The organism is Streptacidiphilus rugosus AM-16 (assembly GCF_000744655.1).
In the GTDB taxonomy this organism is placed as follows: domain Bacteria; phylum Actinomycetota; class Actinomycetes; order Streptomycetales; family Streptomycetaceae; genus Streptacidiphilus; species Streptacidiphilus rugosus.
In genome coordinates, this window is the sequence record NZ_JQMJ01000004.1 from 3,375,722 (window position 1) to 3,398,810 (window position 23,089).

The window sequence follows — 23,089 nt, forward strand, 5'->3', positions numbered from 1 at the left end:
CCCACGGAATGACCCACTACGATTCCGGCGCATGACGACAGGGTCTGGGCAGGACCGTCAGAAGCCGCCGCTCCCCCGCCGCGGTGAGCAGCAGCACGGCACCATCCCCACACGCTACGCACCCGGCAGCGGCAGGCTGCGCGCCCGCGCGAAGAGCGCGGCCAGAACCGCGGCACGCAGCGCCGCCGTCCGGATCAGACCGGGCGCGCCGATACCGCTGCTGCCCGAACCGCAGCAGGGCACGGCGCCGTCCACCGGCGGGGCGAGGACCGCGACCACCTTCGCGATACGGCCCGGCACCCCGGCCGACCCGAAGCCCGAGGGCGCCGACGCCCCCGAGTGGGACGCGCCCGCCGCTGACGCCCCCGCCCCACCGCGCCGCCGACGCGCGCGCCGGCTGGCCGTGACCCTGCTCGTACTGGGCCTGGCGGGCGGAGGGACGGCCGTCGCCCTCACCACGGGCGGGCACCAGCGCCCCCACCACGCGACCGCCGCACCGGCCCCGCAGAGCCCGAGCCCGACGCCCACGACGGAACCGTCGACCGCGTCGGCAGCGCCGACCGCTCCCCCCTCCGCACAGCCGACGCCGAGCCCCACCCTGCTCGACCCGCTGGTGCTGCTCTCCGCCGCCGCCACGGACAAGGCCCCGCTGAGCGTGACGACGCTCTTCCCCGGCAAGAGCGTCACGCTCAACAACCACGTCTACACCCAGGCGCTGACAGCCACGACACCCTGTGCACCGGCCGCCTCGGCGCCGCTGGCCGGGGTCCTGGCCAAGAACGGCTGCCAGGCCGTCTTCCGGGCGACCTACGCCAACGCCGCGACCGAGGTGACCGTCGGCATCGCCGTCTTCGACTCGGCGGCCCAGGCGAACGCGGTGAAGCTGCAGGCCACGGGCGGCAATCTGCAGTCGTTGTTCGGCGGCGCGGTGAAACCGTTCTGCCGCGGCGTGGTCTGCAGGCTCTCCGTGAACGCGATCGGCCGCTACGCGTACTTCACGGTCGCCGGCTACCCGACCGGCAAGCCGGTCCCCGCCAACGACACGACGGCCCTGGCCGCGAGCAACGACCTCGCCTCGCTGGCCTTCCAGACCCTCGCCGACCGCGGTCGCGCGGAGGCCACGGTCAAATAGCGGCGCCGCCGAGCACGCGCAGCCGACGGGCTGCGCGGTTCCGCTCCGCGAGCTGTTCGTCGGCGGGGTAGCCGACCTCCTCCAGGGTCAGCCCGTAGGGCCGCACCACGTTGACGGCGGAGTTCCGCTCCCCACCGGCGAGCACCTGGCCGGGGAAGTCCACCGGCCGCTGCCCGCCGCCGACCAGCAGCATGGAGCCGACCAGCGCGCGCACCATGTTGTGGCAGAACGCGTCCGCGCGGACCGTCCCGACGACGAGCCCGGGCACCCCTGGACCGAGCAGAGCGTCGCCCTCGGTGCGCTCCCAGGAGAACTCCAGGAGCTCGCGGATGGTCGTGGCGCCCTCGCGCTTCTTGCAGTAGGCGGCGAAGTCGTGCTCCCCGATGAGCAGGCGCGCGGCCTCGTTCATCAGCGGCACGTCGAGCGGCCGGTCGTGCCAGAGCACGTGCCCGCGCCGCAGCGGGTCGACGCCGCCCTGGGTGTCGCAGATGCGGTACGCGTAGCGGCGCCAGACCGCGCTGAAGCGCGCGTCGAAGCCCGCCGGGGCCGCGCCGATCCGCCACACCCGGATGTCCCCCGGCAGCCGCCCGGCGAGCCGCCGCATCAGCTTGTCGCCCTCGGCCGCCCACACCCCTTCGGGCAGATCCACGTGCGCGACCTGCCCGCGCGCGTGCACGCCGGCGTCCGTGCGTCCGGCGACGGTCAGCGGGAAGATCTCGGGCTGCCGGGTGACGACCTTGATCGCCTCCTCCAGCTCCTGCTGCACGGTCCGCCGACCGTTCTTCTGCCGCGCCCACCCGGAGAAGTCCGCGCCGTCATAGGCGAGGTCCAGCCTGATCCGGACGAAGCCGTCGGCGGGGCCGTCCTTGCGGGGTTCTTCTTCGCAGCTCACGGGGGCAACCATCTATCCGAGGGACGTTGGAGACACCTAAGGGGCGCGAGGAACTGCGCGACAAGCCACCGTGTGTGGTGACTCGCCGAACGAGCAGGGCCACCCGCACCGGGTGGTTGCTCGCGCAGTTCCTCGCGCCCCTGAAGACGAGGCTTACGCCTCAGCGGCGGCGACCTTGGTCGCAGCCTCGGCCTCGCCCACGGCCTCCTGGGCCACGGTCAGGGCCTCGACCAGCTCGATGACGGCCATGGGCGCGTTGTCGCCACGGCGCGTACCGATCTTGGTGATGCGGGTGTAGCCACCGGGACGGTTCGCGTAGCGCGGGCCGATCTCGGTGAACAGGGTGTGCAGCACCGCGACGTCGGTGATGACCTTGCGCGCCTCGCGGCGGTTGTGCAGGTCACCCTTCTTGGCCTTGGTGATCAGCTTCTCCGCGTACGGACGCAGGCGACGGGCCTTGGCCTCCGTGGTGGTGATGCGGCCGTACTGGAACAGCTCGCGAGCCAGACCGGCGAGCAGCAGACGCTCGTGGGACGGGCCGCCGCCGAGGCGGGCACCCTTGGCGGGACGAGGCATGGTGTCTCCTTCAATATCCGGACTCGGCCGTATGAGGAACCGACCCGGGCGTGCGGGCAGTTTCGCGCGCACGACTTAGACATACAGCTAACAAGAATACGGGACCGCCGAAGCGGTCCCGTACCCCCACGAGTCAGAAGACTCAGTACTGCTCGGTCTCCGCGAAGCCCGTGTCGTCGTCGTCGGCGCCGAAGGCGTCCGCGGCGGCGGTCGGGTCGAATCCGGGCGGGCTGTCCTTGAGGGCCAGGCCCATGCCGGCCAGCTTCGCCTTGACCTCGTCGATCGACTTCGCACCGAAGTTGCGAATGTCGAGCAGGTCGGCCTCGGAGCGGGCCACGAGCTCACCCACGGTATGGATGCCCTCGCGCTTGAGGCAGTTGTAGGAGCGGACCGTGAGCTCCAGCTCCTCGATCGGCAGCGCCAGGTCGGCGGCAAGGGCGGCGTCCGTCGGGGACGGGCCCATGTCGATGCCCTCGGCGTCGATGTTCAGCTCGCGCGCGAGACCGAACAGCTCGACCAGGGTCTTACCGGCCGACGCCATCGCGTCGCGCGGACGCATGGCGGGCTTGGTCTCGACGTCGACGATCAGCTTGTCGAAGTCGGTGCGCTGCTCGACACGCGTGGCCTCGACCTTGTAGGTGACCTTCAGCACGGGGCTGTAGATCGAGTCGACCGGGATACGGCCGATCTCCTGGCCGGACTGCTTGTTCTGCACGGCGGAGACGTAGCCGCGACCGCGCTCGACGGTCAGCTCCATCTCCAGCTTGCCCTTGCCGTTCAGCGTGGCGAGGACCAGCTCGGGGTTGTGCACCTCGACACCGGCCGGGGGCGCGATGTCGGCGGCGGTGACCAGACCCGGACCCTGCTTGCGCAGGTACATCACGACCGGCTCGTCGTGCTCCGAGGAGACGACCAGCTGCTTGATGTTCAGGATGAGGTCGGTGACGTCCTCCTTGACGCCCGGCACGGTGGTGAACTCGTGCAGGACACCGTCGATCCGGATGCTGGTGACAGCAGCGCCGGGGATCGAGGAGAGGAGCGTACGGCGGAGCGAGTTGCCGAGGGTGTAGCCGAAGCCCGGCTCCAGCGGCTCGATCACGAACCGGGAGCGGAACTCGTCGACGACCTCTTCGGTCAGCGAAGGACGCTGAGCGATCAGCATGAGGTGAATCCTCCAGATAGATCTTCGGCACCCACTATTTGATGCCGACGAAAGCAAGGATACGGCCTCCGGGTGAACCGGAGGCCGTATCCCAAGTTGCTACGCGTTTTGCGGAGCGACGTGCGTCAGACGCGACGTGGCTCGCTTCGACGAAGCGAGCAAACGGCGAACCGTCAGACGCGACGACGCTTCGGCGGGCGGCAGCCGTTGTGCGGGGTGGGGGTGACGTCCTGGATGGAGCCGACCTCCAGGCCGGTGGCCTGGATGGAGCGGATCGCGGTCTCACGACCGGAACCCGGGCCCTTGACGAAGACGTCGACCTTGCGCATGCCGTGCTCCTGCGCGCGGCGGGCGGCGGCCTCGGCGGCCATCTGCGCGGCGAACGGAGTCGACTTGCGGGAGCCCTTGAAGCCGACGTGGCCCGAGGACGCCCACGCGATCACGTTGCCGGACGGGTCCGTGATCGAGACGATCGTGTTGTTGAACGTGCTCTTGATGTGGGCGTGCCCGTGAGCGACGTTCTTCTTCTCCTTGCGGCGGATCTTCTTCGCGCCGGCAGCCTGACGGCCCTTGGGAGGCATGAGCTGATTTCTCCTACTGAGGTGGTCGGTCCGCTAGCCCAGCGGGCCGGATTAAGTCCGGTTTATGGGGCGGACTACTTCTTGCCCGGCTTCTTCTTGCCGGCAATCGCGCGACGCGGGCCCTTGCGGGTACGCGCGTTGGTGTGGGTGCGCTGACCGCGGACCGGAAGGCCACGGCGGTGACGCAGACCCTCGTAGCAGCCGATCTCGACCTTGCGGCGGATGTCGGCGGCGACCTCACGGCGGAGGTCACCCTCGACCTTGAAGTTGGCGTCCACGTACTCGCGGAGCTTGACCAGGTCGTCCTCGGTGATGTCGCGAACACGGACGTTCGCGTCGACACCGGTCTCGGCGAGAACCTGCTGGGCGCGGGTACGGCCGATGCCGTACACGTAGGTGAGGGCGATCTCGATCCGCTTCTCGCGGGGGAGATCAACGCCGGCGAGGCGTGCCATCGATTGGCTCCTGTTGTTTCTTCGGAGGTCTGACAAGACGCCTACTCGTTCAGCTCCCGCTGATCGAGCCCCGGCCTCCGACCGGGGGTGGCAGTCCACCCGTCCCTGTGAGGAGAACGAGCGGATCGGGCATCCCGCTTCATGTTGTTTTTCGCGTCGCGCGAAGAGTTACGACCCGTACAGGGGGTGAGATCAGCCCTGGCGCTGCTTGTGGCGCAGGTTCTCGCAGATCACCATGACCCGGCCGTGACGGCGGATCACCTTGCACTTGTCGCAGATCTTCTTGACGCTCGGCTTGACCTTCATCTGACTGTCAATCTCCGGGTCTGGATCTGCTGGTTACTTGTACCGGTAGACGATGCGACCGCGGGTCAGGTCGTACGGGCTGAGCTCGACGACGACCCGGTCGTCCGGGAGGATGCGGATGTAGTGCATGCGCATCTTGCCGCTGATGTGCGCGAGAACCTTGTGACCGTTCTGCAGCTCTACCTTGAACATCGCGTTCGGCAGAGACTCGATCACGGTGCCCTCGATCTCGATGGCGCCTTGCTTCTTGGCCATAATCCTGCGGAATTCGCCTTCCGGAATCGACTACCGTAGTCGGCACTCACGCATGGACGATCATCGTTTCGACGATCAGGTCCACCTCGGCCCTGCCGGGCGAGGACGTGCGAAAGCAAGCTACGAGTGAGCCGACACAGCAGTCTACGTCAGTGGGCAAGCGAACGCGAAATCACGCGAGCGGGTCCGGCGCGGCCGTGATGCCGAGCTCGGCCAGCTTCGCCCGGCCGCCGTCGAAGGCGGTCAGGACCAGCGGGCCCTCCTCGGTGAGAGCGATGGAGTGCTCCCAGTGCGAGGCCCAGGTGCCGTCGTTCGTCTTGACCGTCCACTCGTCCTCGAGCGTGTGGGTCTTCGGGGTGCCCAGCGAGACCATCGGCTCGATCGCGATGCAGAACCCGGGCACCAGCTTCATGCCGCGGCCGCGCCGGCGGTCGACGTAGTTCAGCAGGTGCGGGTCCATGTGCATGGCCGTGCCGATGCCGTGGCCGCCGAAGTCCTCGATGATGCCGTACTTGCCCTTGGGCGGCAGCGGCTGGCGGCGGATGTAGGTCTCGATGGCGCGGCTGATGTCGGAGAGGCGGTTGTTCTTCTTCACCGCCGCGATGCCGGCCCACATCGACTCCTCGGTCGTGCGGCTGAGGTCGTGCAGCTCCGGGGCGTGGCCGCCGCCGACGAAGACGGTGATCGCGGCGTCGCCGTGCCAGCCGTCGACGATCGCACCGCAGTCGATGGAGATGATGTCGCCGTCGTTCAGCACCCGGTCGCCGGGGATGCCGTGGACCACCTCGTCGTTGACGGAGGCGCAGATCACACCCGGAAACCCGTGGTAGCCCAGGAAGTTGGACTTGGCTCCGGCGCTCTCGATGACCTTCTTGGCGACCGCGTCCAGCTCGCCGGTCGTCGCGCCCGGCACCGCGGCCTCGCGGGCGGCCTTGAGCGCCTCGGCGACGACCAGCCCGGCCTCGCGCATCTTCGCGATCTGCTCGGGGGTCTTGATCTCAACCATGCGCTCTTCCGCTCTCCTCTTCCAGGGGCCGACAGCGAAAAGCCGCGGCCGCGACATCCCTCAAGGGTGTCACGGCCGCGGCCAAGACAGGAAACTCAGTCGTTCGCGTTCTCCCGCAGCGCGGCGATCGCGCGCCCGGTGACCTCGTCGACGGTACCGAGCGCCGAGATCGTGGTGACCAGGCCCTGCTTGCGGTAGTAGTCGATGATCGGCTCGGTCTCCGTGTGGTAGACCTCGAGCCGGGTGCGGACGGTCTCCTCGCTGTCGTCCGAACGCTGGTACAGCTCGCCGCCGCACTCGTCGCAGACGCCCTCCACGGCCGGCTTCTTGTAGAGCGCGTGGAAGATGTGCTGACTGTCGTTGCGGCACAGGCGACGGCCCGCGATGCGGCGGACCACCTCGTCCTCGGGAACCTCCAGGTCCAGCACACCGTCGAGGGTGATGCCGAACTCCTTGAGGATCTCGTCCAACGCGACGGCCTGCGCGGTGTTGCGCGGGAAACCGTCCAGCAGGAAGCCGTTCTCCGCGTCGGCGTGCTGCAGGCGGTCCTTCACCATCGCGATGGTGACCTCGTCGGGTACCAGCTTGCCCGTGTCCATGATGCTCTTCGCCAGGCGACCGAGCTCGGTGCCCTGAGAGATGTTGGCGCGGAACAGGTCGCCGGTGGACACGTGCGGGATGGACAGGGTCTTCGTCAGCCTTTCGGCCTGAGTACCCTTCCCGGCCCCCGGGGGTCCGACGAGGACGATACGCATCAGCGGAGGAACCCTTCGTAGTTGCGCTGCTGGAGCTGGCTCTCGATCTGCTTCACAGTTTCAAGGCCGACACCCACAACGATGAGGATGCTCGTGCCGCCGAACGGGAAGTTCGAAGACGACTTGAACAACCCGAGCGCGATGAGGGGCACCAGAGCGATCAGGCCCAGGTAGAGCGAGCCCGGCCAGGTGATCCTGGTCAGCACGTAGTTCAGGTATTCCGCCGTCGGGCGGCCGGCCCGGATGCCCGGGATGAAACCACCATACTTCTTCATGTTGTCGGCCACTTCCTCGGGGTTGAAGGAGATGGCCACGTAGAAGAAGGCAAAGAAGACAATCAGGACGAAGTAGAGAACCATGTACAGCGGGTGGTCGCTCTTCGTCAGGTTGTTCGTGACCCACTGACCCCAGCCGGAGTTGGTCTTCGAGCTGAGCTGGACCACCAGCGCGGGGATGTAGAGCAGCGAGCTGGCGAAGATGACGGGAATCACACCCGCCTGGTTGACCTTCAGCGGGATGTAGGTCGAGGTGCCGCCGTAGGCGCGGCGACCGATCATGCGCTTCGCGTACTGGACCGGGATCCGGCGCTGCGCCTGCTCGACGAAGACCACCAGGCCGACCATGGCCAGGCCCATCACGATGACGAAGGCGAACGTCAGCCAGCCCTTGCTGGCCTTGATGCTCCACAGCTGCGACGGGAACTGCGCGGCGACCGAGGTGAAGATCAGGATCGACATGCCGTTGCCGATGCCGCGGTCGGTGATGAGCTCACCGAGCCACATGATCACGGTGGTGCCGGCCGTCATGGTGATGACCATCGTGGCGACGGTGAAGACCGACTGGTTCGGGACCACGGTGTTGCCGTTGCACGCGCCGCCGAACAGGGCGCCGCTCTGCGCGGTCGCCGAGATCGCGGTCGCCTGCAGGATCGCCAGGGCGATGGTCAGGTACCGGGTGTACTGCGTGATCTTCGCGGTACCGGCCTGGCCCTCCTTCTTCAGCGCGTCCAGGCGCGGGATCACCACCGTCAGCAGCTGCAGGATGATGCTCGACGTGATGTACGGCATGATCCCGAGCGCGAAAATGGTGATCTGCAGCAGCGCACCGCCGCTGAAGAGGTTCACCAGGCCCAGCAGCTGATTGCCGCCCGACTTGTTCAGGCTGGTGAGGCAGGACTGCACGCCCGCGTAGTTCACGCCGGGGACGGGAATGTGGGCACCCATCCGGAACACGACCATGATGGCCAGCGTGAACAGCAGCTTCTTGCGCAGGTCAGGCGTCTTGAACGCGCGGGCGAACGCGGTGAGCACGGGGCCTCCTGCTGCTCCCTGCCGATGGCGGCGGGAGGGACGGTGGATCGGGGGGCTCCGTCAGGGTCGTCTGCCGAGACGGGGGGCCAACCTACTACTGGACTCCACGGACTCTAACAGCCTGTGGCCACACGAATGAAGCAGTGAACACGGCCGGGGTAAGGACTGCGTCAGGCTGACGCACCTTCGGGACGTTTCTGTCCGGTTTGGACGGCCGTCAACGCGCCGCCCGCCCCGTTCGGAGTAATCCCCCGGGCATCGGCCCAGCACGGGAGCCCGGTGTCCGGCATGGCTGATTTGCCCCTGCTAGACAGGATTCGTGGAGGGACGGATCTCGGCCGCGCGGGCTCGCGCGGCGCTCCGACGACTGCCCGTGTGGGCGCCGCCCGTTGCGCTGGCGCTGTTCCTCGGCGTCCGGCATCTGGGCCGCCCGCTCCTCTGGCGCGACGAGCTCGCCAGCTGGAGCGCGGCACGGCGCAGCGCGGGCCAGCTGTGGGGCCTGCTCGACCATGTGGACGCGGTCTCCGGGGCCTACTACTTCCTGCTGCACGGCTGGATCCAGCTCTTCAGCGGCTCGGCGGTCGGCCTGCGCCTCCCCAGCGTGCTGGCGACGGCGGCGACGGCGGGGCTGACCGCACTGGTCGGCCGGCAGATCTTCGGCGCCCGCGCGGGGCTGTGGGCGGGGATCCTCTTCGCCTTCGTCCCGACCGTCCTGCGCTACGCGCAGGAGGCGCGTTCGTACGCGCTGGCCGACACGGCTGTGCTCTTCGCCACCTGGCAGCTGGTGCTCCTGCTGGACCGCAAGGGACCGCGCCCGCGCGGGCGGACCGCCTGGGCCTGGGCCGGTTACGGCGCGACCCTGGTCCTGGTGGGACTGCTGCACCTGGTCGGGCTGAGCGTGCTGGCCGCCCACGCGTGGCTGCTGGTGACGCGGCGCCGCGACGCGTGGCGCGGCTTCGCCGTCGCGGTGGCCCTGGCCGTGCTGGCCCTGTCGCCGCTGATGCTCTTCGGCCAGGACCAGTCCGACCGGCAGCTGGGCTGGGTCCCCCGCCCCGGGCTGACGGCCGTGCCCGGCATGTTGCACGACCTCACCGCGTCCTGGCCCGTCACCGCGGCCCTGTTGCTGCTCGCCGCGGTCGGCGCGGCCCGCCGTCCCGGGCTGGTCTACCTGCCGGTCCCGCTGCTGCCGGTGTTCGTGGTCTGGATCGGCTCGCAGGGCGCGCACTCGTTCTGGGTCCAGCGCTACCTGCTGTTCGTGGTCCCGCTGTGGACCGTCCTGGCGGGCGCCGGCGCGGAACGCCTGCCGTGGTCCCGCTGGACCGCGCCCGCGTCCGTGCTGCTGGTCGGCGCGCTGGCGTTCACCTCACTGCGCAGCGAGAGCCAGCCCTTCGCCCACACCGACACGGACTGGCACGCCGGCGCGGCCGTCATCGCCGACGGCTACCGCGCGGGCGACGCGATCGTCCCCGAAAGGGGTCCCGGCGCGCCGTACATGACCGACCTGGGCATCTCCTACTACCTGCCGCCCACCATCCACCCCAGGGACCTGTTCGTCAGCGTCCCCGCCGTCGCCCGCGACGACCTCCTCGCCTCCGAGTGCGCGAGACCCGCGTCCTGTCTCCACGACGCCCCCCGCATCTGGGTCGTCGGCTACGGCCACACCCTCAGCCCCCTGACCGGCCTCCCCCGCGCCCAGCAGTCCGCCCTCACGGCGTACTACCGCCTCACCGAGATCCGCTACGTCAACAACCTCACCCTGGGCCTGCTGACCCGCAAGAGCTAGGACCGGTCCGGGCCGGGCCGGACGTCGGGAGGCGGCCGGTGGCGACCCAGGCGGCGACGAGCGGCTCAGCGGGTTCGCCGAGCGAGCGCGCCCGCAGGATGTGCAGCAGGAACTCGGCGGCCATCGCGAAGAGCAGCGGGGAGGACTCCTGGTCGTGGCCCGCCCGATCGAGCACCAGTCGGCCGGCCGGGAGGACTCCGCTCTCGAGACCTGCCTGGACGCCTCTCGTCGCGGCACGGTCCAGCTCCTCGGGCAGGCCCGGCAGCAACGTCCCCGGCAGCAGCCCCGCCAGCGGCACCGGGGCGACCGTCTCCCAGCACCTGACCCGCCAGGCCAGGCGATGGCCCTCTCCGGGCACGAACTCACCGCCCACCAGTGCCACGAACCGGCACCCACCCCGGTTCTGGTGCAGCTCCAGCAGCGCTCGCGTCCGGGGTCCTGGGGCCGCGGGCCGCGCGGGGACGAGCCCGCTCGTCTGCCGCCTGCCCATGAGCCCGAACTCCGGCCGGTCCTCGTCGACGGCCGCCTCGCGGCCGGCCGTCCTCACCTCGATCACCTGGCGTACCCCCTCTCGCACCGGTGCAGAAAACATCAGGCCCGGTCCCCCCGAAGGGGGACCGGGCCTGAGTGTCAGGGACGAGCTCAGATGAGCTCGGTCACCGTGCCGCCGGCGGCGGTGATCTTCTCGGCGGCGGAGCCGGAGACGGCGTCAACCGACACCTGCAGCGCCACGGAGATCTCGCCGGTGCCCAGCACCTTGACGAGCGAGTTCTTGCGAACAGCGCCCTTGGCGACCAGGTCCTCGACCGTGACCTCGCCACCCTGCGGGTAGAGCGCGGCCAGCTTGTCGAGGTTCACGACCTGGAACTCGACACGGAACGGGTTCTTGAAACCCTTCAGCTTCGGCAGACGCATGTGAAGGGGCATCTGGCCACCCTCGAAGCGCTGCGGAACCTGGTAACGGGCCTTCGTACCCTTGGTACCACGACCAGCGGTCTTACCCTTGGAGCCCTCACCACGACCAACACGGGTCTTGGCGGTCTTGGCACCCGGGGCGGGACGCAGGTTGTGGATCTTCAGCGGGTTCTGCTCCGCCATCTCAGTCCACCTCCTCGACCGTGACGAGGTGGCGGACGGTGTGGGCCATCCCGCGGATCTCGGGACGGTCCTCCTTCACGACCACGTCGTGCATGCGCTTGAGACCAAGCGAACGCAGGGTGTCACGGTGGTTCTGCTTGCTACCGATGTAGGACTTGACCTGGGTGATCTTCAGGCGAGCCATTACGCAGCCCCCTGCCCAGCGGCCCGGGCGCGCAGCAGCGCAGCCGGGGCGACGTCCTCCAGCGGCAGACCACGACGGGCGGCGATCTCCTCGGGGCGCGAAAGGCCCTTCAGCGCGGCCACCGTCGCGTGGACGATGTTGATCGCGTTGTCGGAGCCCAGGGACTTCGACAGGATGTCGTGCACGCCGGCGCACTCGAGCACGGCACGCACCGGACCACCGGCGATGACGCCGGTACCCGGGGAAGCCGGCTTGAGCAGGACGACGCCCGCGGCCTTCTCGCCCTGGATGGGGTGAGGGATGGTGCCCTGGATACGGGGGACCTTGAAGAAGTGCTTCTTGGCCTCCTCCACACCCTTGGCGATGGCGGCCGGCACCTCCTTGGCCTTGCCGTAACCGACACCCACGGTGCCGTCACCGTCGCCCACCACGACCAGCGCGGTGAAGCTGAAACGACGACCACCCTTGACAACCTTGGCGACACGGTTGATCGCTACGACGCGCTCGACGTAAGCGGTCTTCTCGACGACGGCGCCGCCGTCACGACCATCACGCTTACGGTCCCGCCGCTCGCCACCGCCGGTGCCGCCGCCGGCGCCGCTACCGCGGCGCTGGGGTCCAGCCATTGGATTTACCTCTCTCGTTTACGTCCGTCAGCCTGTGGCGGGCGGGTCAGAAGTCCAGACCGGCCTCACGGGCGGCGTCCGCCAGAGCCGCAATGCGGCCGGCGTACTGGTTGCCCGCGCGGTCGAACACGACCTGCTCGATGCCGGCAGCCTTGGCGCGCTCGGCGACCAGGGCTCCGACCTTCTTCGCCTGCTCGGTCTTGTCAGCCTCGTTGCCCTTGATGGACACGTCGAGGGTGGACGCCGAAGCCAGCGTGTGGCCCGCGAGGTCGTCGATCACCTGCGCCACGATGTGGCGGTTGGACCGGGAGACCACGAGGCGCGGACGAACCGGAGTACCGGAGACGCGCTTGCGGACGCGGATGGCGCGGCGCTTACGGGCGGCGGCCTTGTAGCCGTTGCCCTTGCCGATCTTCACACCGACAGTCATGGGTTACTTACCACTCTTTCCGACCTTGCGGCGGATGACCTCGCCCGCGTACTTGACGCCCTTGGCCTTGTACGGGTCGGGCTTACGCAGCTTGCGGATCTTCGCGGCGACCTCGCCGACCTTCTGCTTGTCGATGCCGTCCACGTGGAACTTGGTCGGCGACTCGACCACGAAGGAGATGCCCTCCGGGGCCGGGACCAGGATCGGGTGGCTGTAGCCGAGGGAGAACTCCATGTCGGAGCCCTTCGCCGCGACACGGTAACCAACACCGCTGATCTCGAGCGACTTGCGGTAGCCCGCGGTCACGCCGGTGATCATGTTCGCCACCAGCGTGCGGGTCAGGCCGTGCAGGGCCTTCGACATACGCTCGTCGTTCGGGCGAGAGACGAGCAGGGTGCCGTCCTCAGCCTTGGCGATGTCGATCGGCGCGGCGACGGTGTGGGAGAGGGAACCCTTGGGGCCCTTCACCGAGACCGTCCGGCCATCGATGGTGACGTCCACGCCGGCGGGAACCGGGATGGGCAGCCGTCCAATGCGAGACATTGCTGTACCTCCGTTTCCCTGAATTACCAGACGTAGGCGAGGACTTCCCCACCCACGCCCTTCTTGGCAGCCTGCTGGCCGGTGAGCAGACCCTGCGACGTGGAGATGATCGCCACGCCCAGGCCGCCGAGCACCTTCGGCATAGCGGTGGACTTGGTGTAGACCCGCAGACCCGGCTTGCTGATGCGCTTGATGCCAGCGATCGAGCGCTCACGGTTCGGGCCGAACTTGAGGTCGATGGTCAGCTTCTTGCCGACCTCGCCCTCCTTCGGCTCCTCGACCTTCCAGCCGGTGATGTAACCCTCCTGCTGGAGGATCTCGGCGATGTGAGTCTTGATCTTGCTGTGCGGCATCGCGACGGTGTCGTGGTAGGCCGAGTTCGCGTTTCGCAGACGCGTCAGCATGTCTGCGATCGGGTCGGTCATGGTCATGATGGCCTGTGGCCTCTCTCACCGCGGTTTCCGCGCGCCTCGTTTGCAGAAGGGGCACGGGACCTACGGTGTAGTAAGACGAATTCGGGGCAGCACGGGCCCCGACCTCCCGAGGATACAGGAGGCCGGGAGCCCGGCTGACGCGAGGTTGCTTACCTAAGAGCCTCAGCAGTCCGAAGGACGGACTACCAGGAGCTCTTGGTCACGCCCGGCAGCTCGCCGCGGTGCGCCATCTCACGAAGGCAGACACGGCAGAGGCCGAACTTGCGGTACACGGAGTGCGGACGGCCGCAGCGCTGGCACCGGGTGTAACCCCGGACGCCGAACTTCGGCTTGCGCTCCGCCTTGGCGATCAGCGCCTTCTTCGCCATGGGTCAGCTCTCCTTGAACGGGAAGCCGAGAGCCCGCAGCAGCGCCCGGCCCTCGTCGTCGGTCTGGGCGGTGGTCACCACGGTGATGTCCATACCACGCTGGCGGTCGACCTTGTCCTGGTCGATCTCGTGGAACATCACCTGCTCGGTCAGACCGAAGGTGTAGTTGCCCTTGCCGTCGAACTGCTTCGGCGACAGGCCGCGGAAGTCGCGGATGCGCGGGAGCGCAAGCGAGACCAGGCGGTCAAGGAACTCCCACATGCGGTCACCACGGAGGGTGACGTGGGCGCCGATCGGCTGACCCTCACGCAGCTTGAACTGCGCGATGCTCTTGCGAGCCTTGGTCACGGTCGGCTTCTGGCCGGTGATCGCGGTGAGGTCCTTGACCGCACCGTCGATCAGCTTCGAGTCGCGAGCGGCCTCGCCCACACCCATGTTGACCACGACCTTGACCAGGCCGGGGATCAGCATGACGTTCTCGTAGCTGAACTGCTCGTGCAGCTGACCCTTGATCTCGGAGCGGTAGCGCTCCTTGAGGCGGGGGCTGACCTTCTCAATCGAGGTGTCGGTCATCAGATGTCCTCACCGGTGCGCTTGGCAACACGGATCTTGTTGCCCTCGTCGTCGAAGCGGTAACCGACGCGGGTGACGACCTTCTTGCCGTCCTTCTCCACAACCAGCTGAACGTTGCTGACGTGGATCGGGGCCTCGACGGTCACGATGCCGCCGGCCTTGGAGCCGTTGGCGGTGGGCGTGGCCTTGGTGTGCTTCTTGACCCGGTTGACACCCTCGACGAGGACCTTGGACGTGGTCGGGAAGGCCTGGATGACCTTGCCCTGCTTGCCCTTGTCCTTGCCGGTGATGACCTGGACCAGGTCACCCTTCTTGATCTTCATGCTGTTAGCCATTGGTTAGAGCACCTCCGGCGCGAGCGAGATGATCTTCATGAACTTCTTCTCACGCAGCTCACGGCCCACCGGGCCGAAGATGCGGGTACCGCGCGGGTCGCCATCGGTGTTCTTGAGGATGACGGCGGCGTTCTCGTCGAAACGGATGTAGGAACCGTCCGGACGACGGCGCTCCTTCACAGTCCGCACGACGACGGCCTTGACCACGTCGCCCTTCTTCACATTGCCACCGGGGATCGCGTCCTTGACGGTCGCCACGATGACGTCGCCGATGCCCGCGTAGCGCCGGCCGGAGCCACCGAGAACGCGGATGCAAAGGATTTCCTTCGCGCCCGTGTTGTCGGCGACACGCAGTCGCGACTCCTGCTGGATCACGTCTTTCTCCTGATCGTCAACGATCGGGACCGGGCCCGCCGCTGCTCACCCTGACACTCCCGGGGGAGTTCCTGGCACATACGACGGCGCCCAATCGCGTTCGTTACTTGGCCTTCTCGAGGATCTCGACGACGCGCCAGCGCTTCGTCGCGGACAGCGGACGCGTCTCCATGAGGAGAACGCGGTCGCCGATGCCACAGGCGTTGGCCTCGTCGTGCGCCTTCAGCTTGTTGGTACGGCGGATGACCTTGCCGTACAGCGCGTGCTTGACGCGGTCCTCGACGGCGACGACGACGGTCTTGTCCATCTTGTCGCTGACGACGAGACCCTCACGGGTCTTGCGGAAACCGCGCGTCTCGTTGGTGTTCTCAGTCATCAGGCGTCCTTCACCGTCTCGATGCCCAGCTCGCGCTCGCGCATCAGGGTGTAGATCCGCGCGATGTCCTTCTTGACGAGCTTGAGGCGCCCGTGGTTGTCGAGCTGCCCGGTCGCCGCCTGGAAGCGGAGGTTGAACAGCTCCTCCTTGCGCTCACGCAGCTGGGAGACCAGGGCCTCGTTGTCCAGCTCGCGCAGCTCAGCAGCCTTCGTGCCGGCCATCAGCTCTCACCTGCCTCGCGCCGGACGATCCGGCACTTCATCGGGAGCTTGTGAGCAGCGCGGGTGAGCGCCTCACGAGCAACCTTCTCGTTCGGGTAGGACAGCTCGAACATGACCCGACCCGGGTGCACGTTCGCGATCCACCACTCCGGCGAACCCTTACCGGAACCCATGCGGGTCTCGGCCGGCTTCTTGGTCAGCGGACGGTCGGGGTAGATGTTGATCCACACCTTGCCACCACGCTTGATGTGACGGGTGATGGAGATACGAGCGGACTCGATCTGCCGGTTCGTCACATACGCCGGGGTGACGGCCTGGAGGCCGTACTCACCGAACGTGACCTCGGTGCCGCCCTTGGCGGCGCCGCGGCGCTTGGGGTGGTGCTGCTTGCGGTGCTTGACCCTGCGAGGGATCAGCATGGTCAGGCCTCCGTAACAGTGGTCTCAGCCGCAGCCGGAGCCTCGGTCGCGGCGGAAGCCGCGGGAGCCTCGGTGTTCTGCGGACGGCGGCCGCGGCCACCGGCGGGACGCTCGCCACCACGACGGGGGCGCTCGCCCGGGCCACCCGCACGCGGCGGACGGTTGCCGGCCTTGGCGGCAGCGTTGTCGGCGCGGACCTCGGCGATGTTCTTGACGTCGCCCTTGTAGATCCACACCTTGACGCCGATGCGACCGAAGGTGGTCTTGGCCTCGAAGAAGCCGTAGTCCACGTTGGCGCGCAGCGTGTGCAGGGGCACACGGCCCTCGCGGTAGAACTCGCTGCGGGACATCTCAGCGCCGCCCAGACGGCCGGAGCACTGGATCTTGATGCCCTTGGCGCCGGACTTCATCGTGCCCTGCATGCTCTTACGCATGGCGCGACGGAAGGAGACGCGCGAGGACAGCTGCTCCGCGACGCCCTGAGCCACGAGCTGGGCGTCCAGCTCGGGGTTCTTGACCTCGAGGATGTTCAGCTGGACCTGCTTGCCCGTCAGCTTCTCGAGGTCGCCGCGGATGCGGTCGGCCTCGGTGCCGCGACGGCCGATGACGATGCCCGGACGAGCGGTGTGGATGTCCACCCGCACGCGGTCACGGGTGCGCTCGATCTCAACCTTCGAGATACCGGCGCGCTCCATGCCGGACGTCATCATGCGACGGATCGCGACGTCTTCCTTGACGTAGTCCTTGTACAGCTTGTCGGCGTACCAACGCGACTTGAAGTCGGTGGTGATGCCGAGGCGGAACCCGTGCGGGTTAACCTTCTGGCCCATTACCGGGTCCCTTCCTTCGACGCGACGACCACAGTGATGTGGCTCGTCCGCTTGCGGATCCGGTACGCGCGGCCCTGGGCCCGCGGACGGAAACGCTTCAGGGTCGGGCCCTCGTCGACGTAAGCCTCGGAGATGTAGAGGCTCTCGACGTCGTTGTGGTTGTAGTTGTGCTCGGCGTTCGCAATGGCGCTGTTGAGCACCTTGAGAACGGGCACAGACGCGGCCTGCGGAGCGAATCGCAGGACCGCCTGGGCCTCCGTGGCACTCATGCCACGGACAAGGTCCACCACGCGGCGGGCCTTCATGGGCGTTACGCGGATGTACCGCGCCGCTGCCCTGGCTTCCATGGTTGTCCCCTTGATGGTGATTGTCATCGTGTCTTCGCTTCGCAGGTCAGCGACGCTTGGACTTGCGGTCGTCCTTGACGTGACCCTTGAACGTGCGGGTCGGCGCGAACTCACCGAGCTTGTGGCCGACCATCGACTCGGTGACGAACACCGGGACGTGCTTGCGGCCGTCGTGCACCGCGAGGGTGTGCCCGAGCATCGCCGGGACGATCATGGAGCGACGGGACCAGGTCTTGATGACGTTCTGGGTACCGGCCTCGTTCTGGACATCCACCTTCTTCATGAGGTGGTCGTCGACGAAGGGCCCCTTCTTGAGACTGCGCGGCATCGAGACTGCTCCTAGCGCTTCTTGTTCGTCTTGCGGCGGCGGACGATCATCTTGTCGCTGGCCTTCTTCGGCTTGCGAGTACGACCCTCCTTCTGACCCCACGGCGAAACCGGGTGGCGACCACCGGAGGTCTTGCCCTCACCACCACCGTGCGGGTGGTCGATCGGGTTCATGGCGACACCACGCACGGTCGGGCGGACGCCCTTCCAGCGCATACGGCCGGCCTTGCCCCAGTTGATGTTGGACTGCTCGGCGTTGCCGACCTCTCCAACAGTCGCGCGGCAGCGCGCGTCCACGAGGCGGACCTCGCCGGACGGCATGCGCAGGTGGGCGTAGACGCCCTCCTTCGCCAGCAGCTGCACCGAGGAGCCCGCGGAACGGGCGATCTTCGCGCCGCCACCGGGACGGAGCTCGATGGCGTGGATGACCGTACCGACCGGGATGTTCCGGAGCGGGAGGTTGTTGCCCGGCTTGATGTCGGCCGTGGGGCCGTTCTCAACCCGGTCGCCCTGGCCGAGCTTGGCCGGAGCGATGATGTAGCGCTTCTCGCCGTCTGCGTAGTGCAGCAGCGCGATGCGCGCGGTGCGGTTCGGGTCGTACTCGATGTGAGCGACCTTGGCCGGGACGCCGTCCTTGTCGTGACGACGGAAGTCGATGACACGGTACGCGCGCTTGTGGCCGCCACCCTGGTGGCGAACAGTCACACGACCGGTGTTGTTACGACCGCCCTTGCTGTGCAGCGGGCGGACCAGCGACTTCTCCGGCTCGGACCGCGTGATCTCGACAAAGTCGGCAACGCTGGAGCCGCGACGGCCCGGCGTTGTCGGCTTGTACTTGCGGATGCCCATGGCTTCTTCTGTCCTTAACCGTTACGGGATACCCGCCGCCCTCAGGCGGCCGGGGCGTTCCCGAAGATGTCGATGCGGTTGCCCTCTGCCAGCGTCACGATGGCGCGCTTGGTGTCCTTGCGCTTGCCGAAACCGGTGCGGGAGCGCTTGCGCTTGCCCTTGCGGTTGATCGTGTTGACGTCAGCGACCTTGACCGAGAAGACCGCCTCGACGGCTTGCTTGATCTGCGTCTTGTTGGCGTCCGGCGACACGATGAACGTGTACTTGTTCTCGTCGAGGAGCGCGTAGCTCTTCTCCGAGATGACCGGCTTGACCAGGACGTCACGGGGGTCCGTGAACGTCTTGCTGGTGATCTCGCTCATCAGGCGGCGCTCCCATCGAGCTCGCCCTCAGCGGCGACAGCCTTGGCGGACGCGACCGGACCGGCCACGAGACGCTCGAAAGCAGCCTGGGTGAAGACCACGTCGTCGGAGACGAGCACGTCGTAGGTGTTCAGCTGGCCGGCGTCCAGGATGTGCACGGTCGGCAGGTTGCGGGCGCTCAGAATCGAGAGCTCGTCGTCGCGCTCGACGACCAGCAGCACGTTCTTGCGCTCGCTGATCTTGCCGAGCAGCGTGCGGGCAGCCTTGGTGGACGGCGCCTCGGTCGCGGTCACGCCGGTGACGACGTGGATGCGAGCGTTGCGGGCCCGGTCGGTCAGGGCGCCACGCAGAGCGGCGGCCTTCATCTTCTTGGGCGTCCGCTGCGAGTAGTCACGCGGCACGGGACCGTGCACGACGCCACCACCGGCGAACTGCGGCGCACGGGTCGAGCCCTGACGGGCGCGGCCGGTGCCCTTCTGGCGGTACGGCTTCTTGCCGCCACCACGGACCTCGCCACGGCTCTTCGCCTTGTGCGTGCCCTGACGAGCGGCGGCGAGCTGAGCCACGACGACCTGGTGCAGCAGCGGAACGCTGACGCGCGCGTCGAAGATCTCAGCCGGCAGCTCGACGGTGCCGACGGTCTCACCCGCGGGGGAGAGAACGTTGATGGTGCTCATTGATTCAGGCCCCCTTCGCCGCAGTGCGGACCAGGACGAGGCCGCCGTTCGGACCGGGGACCGCGCCCTTGATGAGCAGCAGACCCTTCTCCGCGTCAACGGCGTGGATGGTCAGGTTCTGCGTGGTGACACGCTCGTGGCCCATGCGACCGGCCATGCGCACGCCCTTGAACACGCGACCCGGGGTGGCGCAGCCACCGATCGAGCCGGGAGAGCGGTGCTTGCGCTGGACGCCGTGGCCGGCGCCGAGACCCTTGAAGTTGTGACGCTTCATGACACCGGCGAAGCCCTTGCCCTTGCTGGTACCGGTCACGTCGACCTTGATACCGGCCTCGAACACCTCAGCGGTGATCTCCTGGCCCAGGGTGTACTCGGAGGCGTCGGTCGTGCGCAGCTCGACCAGGTGGCGGCGCGGGGTCACGCCGGCCTTGGCGAAGTGACCCGCGAGGGGCTTGTTCACCTTGCGCGGGTCGATGTCGCCGAAGCCGATCTGCACGGCGTCGTAGCCGGTGCCATCGGCGGTGTGGACCTGGGTGACGACGTTCGGGCCGGCCTTGACGACGGTCACCGGGACGATGCGGTTGTTCTCGTCCCAGACCTGCGTCATGCCGAGCTTCTCGCCCAGGATGCCCTTGATCTGCTTAGCCATCTTCAGCTCACGCCCCTCAGAGCTTGATCTCGATGTCGACACCGGCCGGGAGGTCGAGTCGCATCAGAGAGTCAACGGTCTTGGGCGTCGGGTCGAGGATGTCGATCAGGCGCTTGTGCGTGCGCATCTCGAAGTGCTCGCGCGAGTCCTTGTACTTGTGCGGCGAGCGGATGACGCAGTACACGTTCTTCTCAGTGGGCAGCGGCACCGGGCCCGCGACCTGCGCACCAGTACGCGTCACCGTCTCGACGATCTTCTTCGCCGAGGAGTCGATGACCTCGTGGTCGTAGGCCTTGAGCCGGATGCGGATCTTCTGTCCCGCCATGGCTACTTCGTAGTCCTTCGTTTGTCGACAGTTGCCTCTGCAGCCCAGGAGCTCCGGGTGGAGTCCTGAGTGGTGTTTCTCCGACCCACGCGGTCGGGCGTGTCGCACTGGCCTTCGTAAAAAAGCCTTGGCCGAAACACCGGATCGGCACCGCTGACCACGCTTCCCGAAAGATTCCCGTACTTTCGCGCTGCAGCTGCCGCGCCTCGTCCACGCAAGGTGGATCACAGGCAAACGGCCATCACAGGCACGACGAGTACTGTGGGACTCGCTTTCGGTCCTCCAAGCGACCACCGGCCCCAGGGGCCGGAGCGCAGCGGAGGCGCGCAACAGCGGCGCTCAACCGAGCAACTTGGCCAGTGTGCCATACCGGACAGCGAGGACGCCAATTCGGGCAGGTCGGAGGCGGCCGCTGTCAAGCACTCAGCGGCGCGCCGGACCCAGCGCGAAGCCCGTCAGCGTACGCGCGCCGTCCCGGTGGCCGAGGCGGAGCGCCGTCGGAACCAGCGTCAGCGCGTGCAGCCGGGTGGAGAAGTGGTGCCGGGCGGCCTTGGCCGCCTGGGTCCAGCCGAGGGCCTCGACCCGGTCGGCGGTCTCCAGGAAGAAGCGCCGGGCCTCGGCGAAACGCGCGCCGGTGAAGGCCTTGGCCGAGGACTCGCTCTCGGCGTGCCGGCGGTAGCTGAAGCAGACCTCGGGCTCCAGGGCCAGCCGCTCCCCCGCCACCAGCAGGTCCATCACCAGGGCCAGGTCCTGGATCACGCCCAGGTCCGCCCGGAAGCCGATCGGCTTGACGGCGTCGGAGCGCCAGCAGATCGAGGGGAAGTAGAGCCAGTTGCCGCGCAGCAGGCCGGCCGCCAGCTCCTCGCCGCCGAGCACCGAGGGGCCGGGGTTCTTGGGGGCGTAGAGCCTGCGCTTGACCGAGTCGGCGAGCGTGTCGGTCTCCCGGCCCGCGCCGTCGATCACCTTGACGCCCGGCTGGACCATGCCCACGCCGGGGTTGGCGTCCACGGCCCGGCGCACCACCGTGAGGTAGTTGGGGTGCATCAGGTCGTCGCAGCCCATCATCACCAGGTACTCCGCCGTCGCCAGTTCCAGGCAGCGGTTGAAGTTCCCGGTGACGCCGAGGTTGCGCTCGTTCCTGAAGTAGCGCACCCGCGGATCGCCGAGCGCCTCGAACCAGCCGGGGACCGAGGGCTCCTGGCCGTCGTCGACCACGGTGAGCCGCCAGTCGTCACCCGACTGGGCGAGGACGCTGCGGACCGCGTCCTGCATCTGGGTGACATCGCCGTAGTACGGCAGCAGGACGTCGAAGCGCGGCTCGGACCCCGCGGCGGAGCTGGGGAACGTCATTTGGCGGTCGCACCCGCCAGCTGCGCGGACTGCTTCTCCAGGTCGGGGACCTCGGGCATGCGGCGGATCATCGCCAGCAGCAGCACGAAGCCGGCCCGGACCAGGTAGACCGTCGCCTTGAGCGGCGAGGCGCTCGGCGTGCCGGTGGTGCGCTCGCGCATCGCGACCGGGATCTGGCGGACCACGAATCCGCAGCGGACCGCGCCGACCAGGGTCTCGATGGTGTCGCCCAGGTACTCGACCGGGTACCAGTTCGCGAAGAACGCGATCATCTGGCGGTTGCAGGCCTTGAAGCCCGAGGTGGTGTCCGTCAGCCGGGTCTTGGCGACCCGCGACAGCACCGTGGAGAGCAGCTTCATGGCCCACGAGCGCGGTCCGCGCACGTGGTAGGAGCCCTCGCCGGCGAAGCGCGCGCCGATGACCATGTCCGCCGACTCCAGCGCGCGGACCAGGCTGGGGACGTACCCGGGGTCGTGCTGACCGTCGGAGTCGCACTGGATGGCGACGTCGTAGTCGTGCTCGTAGGCGTAGCGGTAACCGAGCCGCATCGCGCCGCCGACGCCCAGGTTGTAGGGGAGCCGGGCGACCGCGGTGGCGCCCGCCGCGGCGGCGACGAGAGCGGTGGAGTCCTCCGAACCGTCGTCGACGACCAGGGTGTCGACTCCGGGGAGCTTCTCCTGGATCTCCTTCAGTATCGAGGGCAGCCCCTCGGACTCGTTCCAGGCAGGCAGTATGAGCAGGATCCGCTTGTCGTCCATCACGCCCGGACCTCCCGCTTCGGCTCCAGCGCGTCGCGCAGTTCGGCGATGTCCGCGGCCTGCTGGTCCAGCTGCGTGCGGACCAGGGCGATGTCCTCGGAGAGCGTGCGCGTCTCCTCCTCCAGCCGGCTGGCCTCCCAGCTGAGGTGCAGGCAGACGAGCAGGACCAGGATGAAACCGGCGAAGAGCACGAGGCTCGCCCCGCTGGCCACACCCAGATGGTGGGCCACACCGTCGAGCAGGGAGGGGAAGAACCCGATCGGTGCGACCACGATGCCGATCGTGAGCCAGATCGCGGCGTACTTCTCCCTCAGCTGCTGGCGGCGCAGCAGCTCCAGGATGCACCCGAGCACCAGCACGCTGGTGATCGAGGTGAGGACGGAGAGTTGCACGACGAGGGTGCCTTTCAAGGAGAGGGCT

At 68.1% G+C, this 23,089-nt stretch carries 37 protein-coding genes; 2 read left to right on the forward strand and 35 right to left on the reverse strand.

All coding sequences use genetic code 11. From position 1 onward, the window contains the following. Nucleotides 1-31: 31 nt before the first annotated feature. Nucleotides 32-1,132: a hypothetical protein gene (locus tag BS83_RS42075; protein ID WP_051943798.1), complete on the forward strand. Its 1,101-nt coding sequence runs from the start codon at nt 32-34 to the stop codon at nt 1,130-1,132. Here BS83_RS42075 and truA read toward each other — a convergent pair. The 10 genes from truA to secY form a co-directional block, all read right to left on the reverse strand. After that, complete coding sequence (gene truA, locus BS83_RS24135) at nt 1,125-2,024, reverse strand: tRNA pseudouridine(38-40) synthase TruA (RefSeq protein WP_232248472.1); 900 nt, start codon at nt 2,022-2,024, stop codon at nt 1,125-1,127. The two genes, BS83_RS42075 and truA, sit on opposite strands and share 8 nt — an antisense overlap. 153 nt (nt 2,025-2,177) lie before the next feature. Then, nucleotides 2,178-2,600 (reverse strand): 50S ribosomal protein L17, encoded by a 423-nt coding sequence (gene rplQ / locus BS83_RS24140; RefSeq protein ID WP_037609759.1) that lies wholly within the window; start codon nt 2,598-2,600, stop codon nt 2,178-2,180. 142 nt (nt 2,601-2,742) lie between these two features. Continuing rightward, a complete protein-coding gene (locus BS83_RS24145; RefSeq protein WP_037605680.1) occupies nt 2,743-3,762 on the reverse strand; it encodes a DNA-directed RNA polymerase subunit alpha in 1,020 nt (339 codons plus the stop codon). A 173-nt stretch (nt 3,763-3,935) separates the two neighbouring features. Then, nucleotides 3,936-4,343: a 30S ribosomal protein S11 gene (rpsK, locus tag BS83_RS24150; RefSeq protein ID WP_030251538.1), complete on the reverse strand. Its 408-nt coding sequence runs from the start codon at nt 4,341-4,343 to the stop codon at nt 3,936-3,938. 74 nt (nt 4,344-4,417) lie between these two features. Continuing rightward, a complete protein-coding gene (gene rpsM / locus BS83_RS24155; protein ID WP_037605682.1) occupies nt 4,418-4,798 on the reverse strand; it encodes a 30S ribosomal protein S13 in 381 nt (126 codons plus the stop codon). Nucleotides 4,799-4,990: 192 nt separating this feature from the next. Beyond that, nucleotides 4,991-5,104, reverse strand: a complete 114-nt coding sequence (gene rpmJ / locus BS83_RS24160; RefSeq protein WP_009740505.1) for a 50S ribosomal protein L36 — start codon at nt 5,102-5,104, stop codon at nt 4,991-4,993. 33 nt (nt 5,105-5,137) lie between these two features. Beyond that, a complete protein-coding gene (gene infA / locus BS83_RS24165) occupies nt 5,138-5,359 on the reverse strand; it encodes a translation initiation factor IF-1 (protein WP_003956442.1) in 222 nt (73 codons plus the stop codon). A 172-nt stretch (nt 5,360-5,531) separates the two neighbouring features. After that, nucleotides 5,532-6,365: a type I methionyl aminopeptidase gene (gene map, locus BS83_RS24170; RefSeq protein WP_037605684.1), complete on the reverse strand. Its 834-nt coding sequence runs from the start codon at nt 6,363-6,365 to the stop codon at nt 5,532-5,534. Between the two features lie 95 nt (nt 6,366-6,460). Continuing rightward, nucleotides 6,461-7,120 (reverse strand): adenylate kinase, encoded by a 660-nt coding sequence (locus BS83_RS24175; RefSeq protein WP_037605686.1) that lies wholly within the window; start codon nt 7,118-7,120, stop codon nt 6,461-6,463. After that, a complete protein-coding gene (gene secY, locus BS83_RS24180) occupies nt 7,120-8,430 on the reverse strand; it encodes a preprotein translocase subunit SecY (RefSeq protein WP_037605690.1) in 1,311 nt (436 codons plus the stop codon). The genes BS83_RS24175 and secY overlap by 1 nt, the downstream gene beginning before the upstream one ends. A 319-nt stretch (nt 8,431-8,749) precedes the next feature. On the opposite strand from secY, the gene BS83_RS24185 reads away from it, so the two are divergent. Next, on the forward strand, nt 8,750-10,213 hold the full coding sequence (locus BS83_RS24185; protein WP_084713993.1) for a glycosyltransferase family 39 protein: 1,464 nt from the start codon (nt 8,750-8,752) through the stop codon (nt 10,211-10,213). Here the strand turns inward: BS83_RS24185 and BS83_RS24190 are convergent. From BS83_RS24190 to BS83_RS24310, 25 genes are all read right to left on the reverse strand, one after another. Continuing rightward, nucleotides 10,182-10,769 carry a hypothetical protein gene (locus BS83_RS24190; protein ID WP_037605692.1) on the reverse strand — a complete coding sequence of 196 codons (588 nt, stop codon included), beginning with the start codon at nt 10,767-10,769 and terminating at the stop codon, nt 10,182-10,184. The two genes, BS83_RS24185 and BS83_RS24190, sit on opposite strands and share 32 nt — an antisense overlap. Nucleotides 10,770-10,855: 86 nt before the next feature. Continuing rightward, complete coding sequence (gene rplO / locus BS83_RS24195; protein WP_037605694.1) at nt 10,856-11,311, reverse strand: 50S ribosomal protein L15; 456 nt, start codon at nt 11,309-11,311, stop codon at nt 10,856-10,858. Nucleotide 11,312: 1 nt separating this feature from the next. After that, nucleotides 11,313-11,495, reverse strand: coding sequence for a 50S ribosomal protein L30 (rpmD, locus tag BS83_RS24200; RefSeq protein ID WP_037605696.1), 183 nt, complete (start codon nt 11,493-11,495; stop codon nt 11,313-11,315). After that, nucleotides 11,495-12,121, reverse strand: coding sequence for a 30S ribosomal protein S5 (rpsE, locus tag BS83_RS24205; protein WP_037605698.1), 627 nt, complete (start codon nt 12,119-12,121; stop codon nt 11,495-11,497). The genes rpmD and rpsE overlap by 1 nt, the downstream gene beginning before the upstream one ends. Before the next feature lie 46 nt (nt 12,122-12,167). Then, nucleotides 12,168-12,551: a 50S ribosomal protein L18 gene (gene rplR / locus BS83_RS24210; RefSeq protein ID WP_037605700.1), complete on the reverse strand. Its 384-nt coding sequence runs from the start codon at nt 12,549-12,551 to the stop codon at nt 12,168-12,170. Between the two features lie 3 nt (nt 12,552-12,554). Continuing rightward, nucleotides 12,555-13,094 (reverse strand): 50S ribosomal protein L6, encoded by a 540-nt coding sequence (gene rplF / locus BS83_RS24215; RefSeq protein ID WP_037605702.1) that lies wholly within the window; start codon nt 13,092-13,094, stop codon nt 12,555-12,557. Between the two features lie 23 nt (nt 13,095-13,117). Beyond that, entirely contained in the window at nt 13,118-13,525 is a 408-nt protein-coding gene (rpsH, locus tag BS83_RS24220; RefSeq protein ID WP_037605704.1) for a 30S ribosomal protein S8, read from the reverse strand. A gap of 185 nt (nt 13,526-13,710) precedes the next feature. Then, nucleotides 13,711-13,896, reverse strand: a complete 186-nt coding sequence (locus BS83_RS24225; protein WP_037575347.1) for a type Z 30S ribosomal protein S14 — start codon at nt 13,894-13,896, stop codon at nt 13,711-13,713. Nucleotides 13,897-13,899: 3 nt separating this feature from the next. Continuing rightward, on the reverse strand, nt 13,900-14,469 hold the full coding sequence (gene rplE / locus BS83_RS24230) for a 50S ribosomal protein L5 (RefSeq protein WP_037605706.1): 570 nt from the start codon (nt 14,467-14,469) through the stop codon (nt 13,900-13,902). Beyond that, nucleotides 14,469-14,792 (reverse strand): 50S ribosomal protein L24, encoded by a 324-nt coding sequence (gene rplX / locus BS83_RS24235; protein ID WP_037605708.1) that lies wholly within the window; start codon nt 14,790-14,792, stop codon nt 14,469-14,471. Before rplX ends, rplE begins: the two co-directional genes overlap by 1 nt. 15 nt (nt 14,793-14,807) lie before the next feature. Continuing rightward, nucleotides 14,808-15,179 (reverse strand): 50S ribosomal protein L14, encoded by a 372-nt coding sequence (gene rplN, locus BS83_RS24240; protein WP_037605709.1) that lies wholly within the window; start codon nt 15,177-15,179, stop codon nt 14,808-14,810. A gap of 103 nt (nt 15,180-15,282) precedes the next feature. Continuing rightward, on the reverse strand, nt 15,283-15,555 hold the full coding sequence (gene rpsQ / locus BS83_RS24245; RefSeq protein ID WP_037605711.1) for a 30S ribosomal protein S17: 273 nt from the start codon (nt 15,553-15,555) through the stop codon (nt 15,283-15,285). Beyond that, nucleotides 15,555-15,779 (reverse strand): 50S ribosomal protein L29, encoded by a 225-nt coding sequence (gene rpmC, locus BS83_RS24250; RefSeq protein ID WP_037605713.1) that lies wholly within the window; start codon nt 15,777-15,779, stop codon nt 15,555-15,557. Before rpmC ends, rpsQ begins: the two co-directional genes overlap by 1 nt. Further along, nucleotides 15,776-16,195 carry a 50S ribosomal protein L16 gene (gene rplP / locus BS83_RS24255; protein ID WP_037605715.1) on the reverse strand — a complete coding sequence of 140 codons (420 nt, stop codon included), beginning with the start codon at nt 16,193-16,195 and terminating at the stop codon, nt 15,776-15,778. Before rplP ends, rpmC begins: the two co-directional genes overlap by 4 nt. Nucleotides 16,196-16,197: 2 nt before the next feature. After that, a complete protein-coding gene (rpsC, locus tag BS83_RS24260; protein WP_037605716.1) occupies nt 16,198-17,025 on the reverse strand; it encodes a 30S ribosomal protein S3 in 828 nt (275 codons plus the stop codon). Further along, nucleotides 17,025-17,372: a 50S ribosomal protein L22 gene (rplV, locus tag BS83_RS24265; RefSeq protein ID WP_037609761.1), complete on the reverse strand. Its 348-nt coding sequence runs from the start codon at nt 17,370-17,372 to the stop codon at nt 17,025-17,027. Before rplV ends, rpsC begins: the two co-directional genes overlap by 1 nt. 46 nt (nt 17,373-17,418) lie before the next feature. Beyond that, the gene (rpsS, locus tag BS83_RS24270; protein WP_037605718.1) at nt 17,419-17,700 is read right to left on the reverse strand and encodes a 30S ribosomal protein S19; all 282 of its coding nucleotides are present in this window, start codon (nt 17,698-17,700) and stop codon (nt 17,419-17,421) included. Nucleotides 17,701-17,711: 11 nt separating this feature from the next. Continuing rightward, nucleotides 17,712-18,548, reverse strand: coding sequence for a 50S ribosomal protein L2 (gene rplB / locus BS83_RS24275; protein ID WP_037605720.1), 837 nt, complete (start codon nt 18,546-18,548; stop codon nt 17,712-17,714). Nucleotides 18,549-18,589: 41 nt separating this feature from the next. Next, complete coding sequence (rplW, locus tag BS83_RS24280; protein ID WP_037605722.1) at nt 18,590-18,910, reverse strand: 50S ribosomal protein L23; 321 nt, start codon at nt 18,908-18,910, stop codon at nt 18,590-18,592. Continuing rightward, nucleotides 18,910-19,587 (reverse strand): 50S ribosomal protein L4, encoded by a 678-nt coding sequence (gene rplD, locus BS83_RS24285; protein WP_037605723.1) that lies wholly within the window; start codon nt 19,585-19,587, stop codon nt 18,910-18,912. Before rplD ends, rplW begins: the two co-directional genes overlap by 1 nt. 4 nt (nt 19,588-19,591) lie before the next feature. Then, nucleotides 19,592-20,236 (reverse strand): 50S ribosomal protein L3, encoded by a 645-nt coding sequence (gene rplC, locus BS83_RS24290; protein WP_037605724.1) that lies wholly within the window; start codon nt 20,234-20,236, stop codon nt 19,592-19,594. 16 nt (nt 20,237-20,252) lie between these two features. Next, entirely contained in the window at nt 20,253-20,561 is a 309-nt protein-coding gene (rpsJ, locus tag BS83_RS24295; protein WP_020549238.1) for a 30S ribosomal protein S10, read from the reverse strand. Between the two features lie 423 nt (nt 20,562-20,984). After that, nucleotides 20,985-21,911 carry a glycosyltransferase family 2 protein gene (locus tag BS83_RS24300; protein WP_051943803.1) on the reverse strand — a complete coding sequence of 309 codons (927 nt, stop codon included), beginning with the start codon at nt 21,909-21,911 and terminating at the stop codon, nt 20,985-20,987. Next, a complete protein-coding gene (locus BS83_RS24305; protein WP_051943805.1) occupies nt 21,908-22,669 on the reverse strand; it encodes a glycosyltransferase family 2 protein in 762 nt (253 codons plus the stop codon). The genes BS83_RS24300 and BS83_RS24305 overlap by 4 nt, the downstream gene beginning before the upstream one ends. Further along, complete coding sequence (locus BS83_RS24310) at nt 22,669-23,061, reverse strand: DUF2304 domain-containing protein (RefSeq protein WP_037609764.1); 393 nt, start codon at nt 23,059-23,061, stop codon at nt 22,669-22,671. Before BS83_RS24310 ends, BS83_RS24305 begins: the two co-directional genes overlap by 1 nt. Between the last annotated feature and the right edge of the window lie 28 nt (nt 23,062-23,089).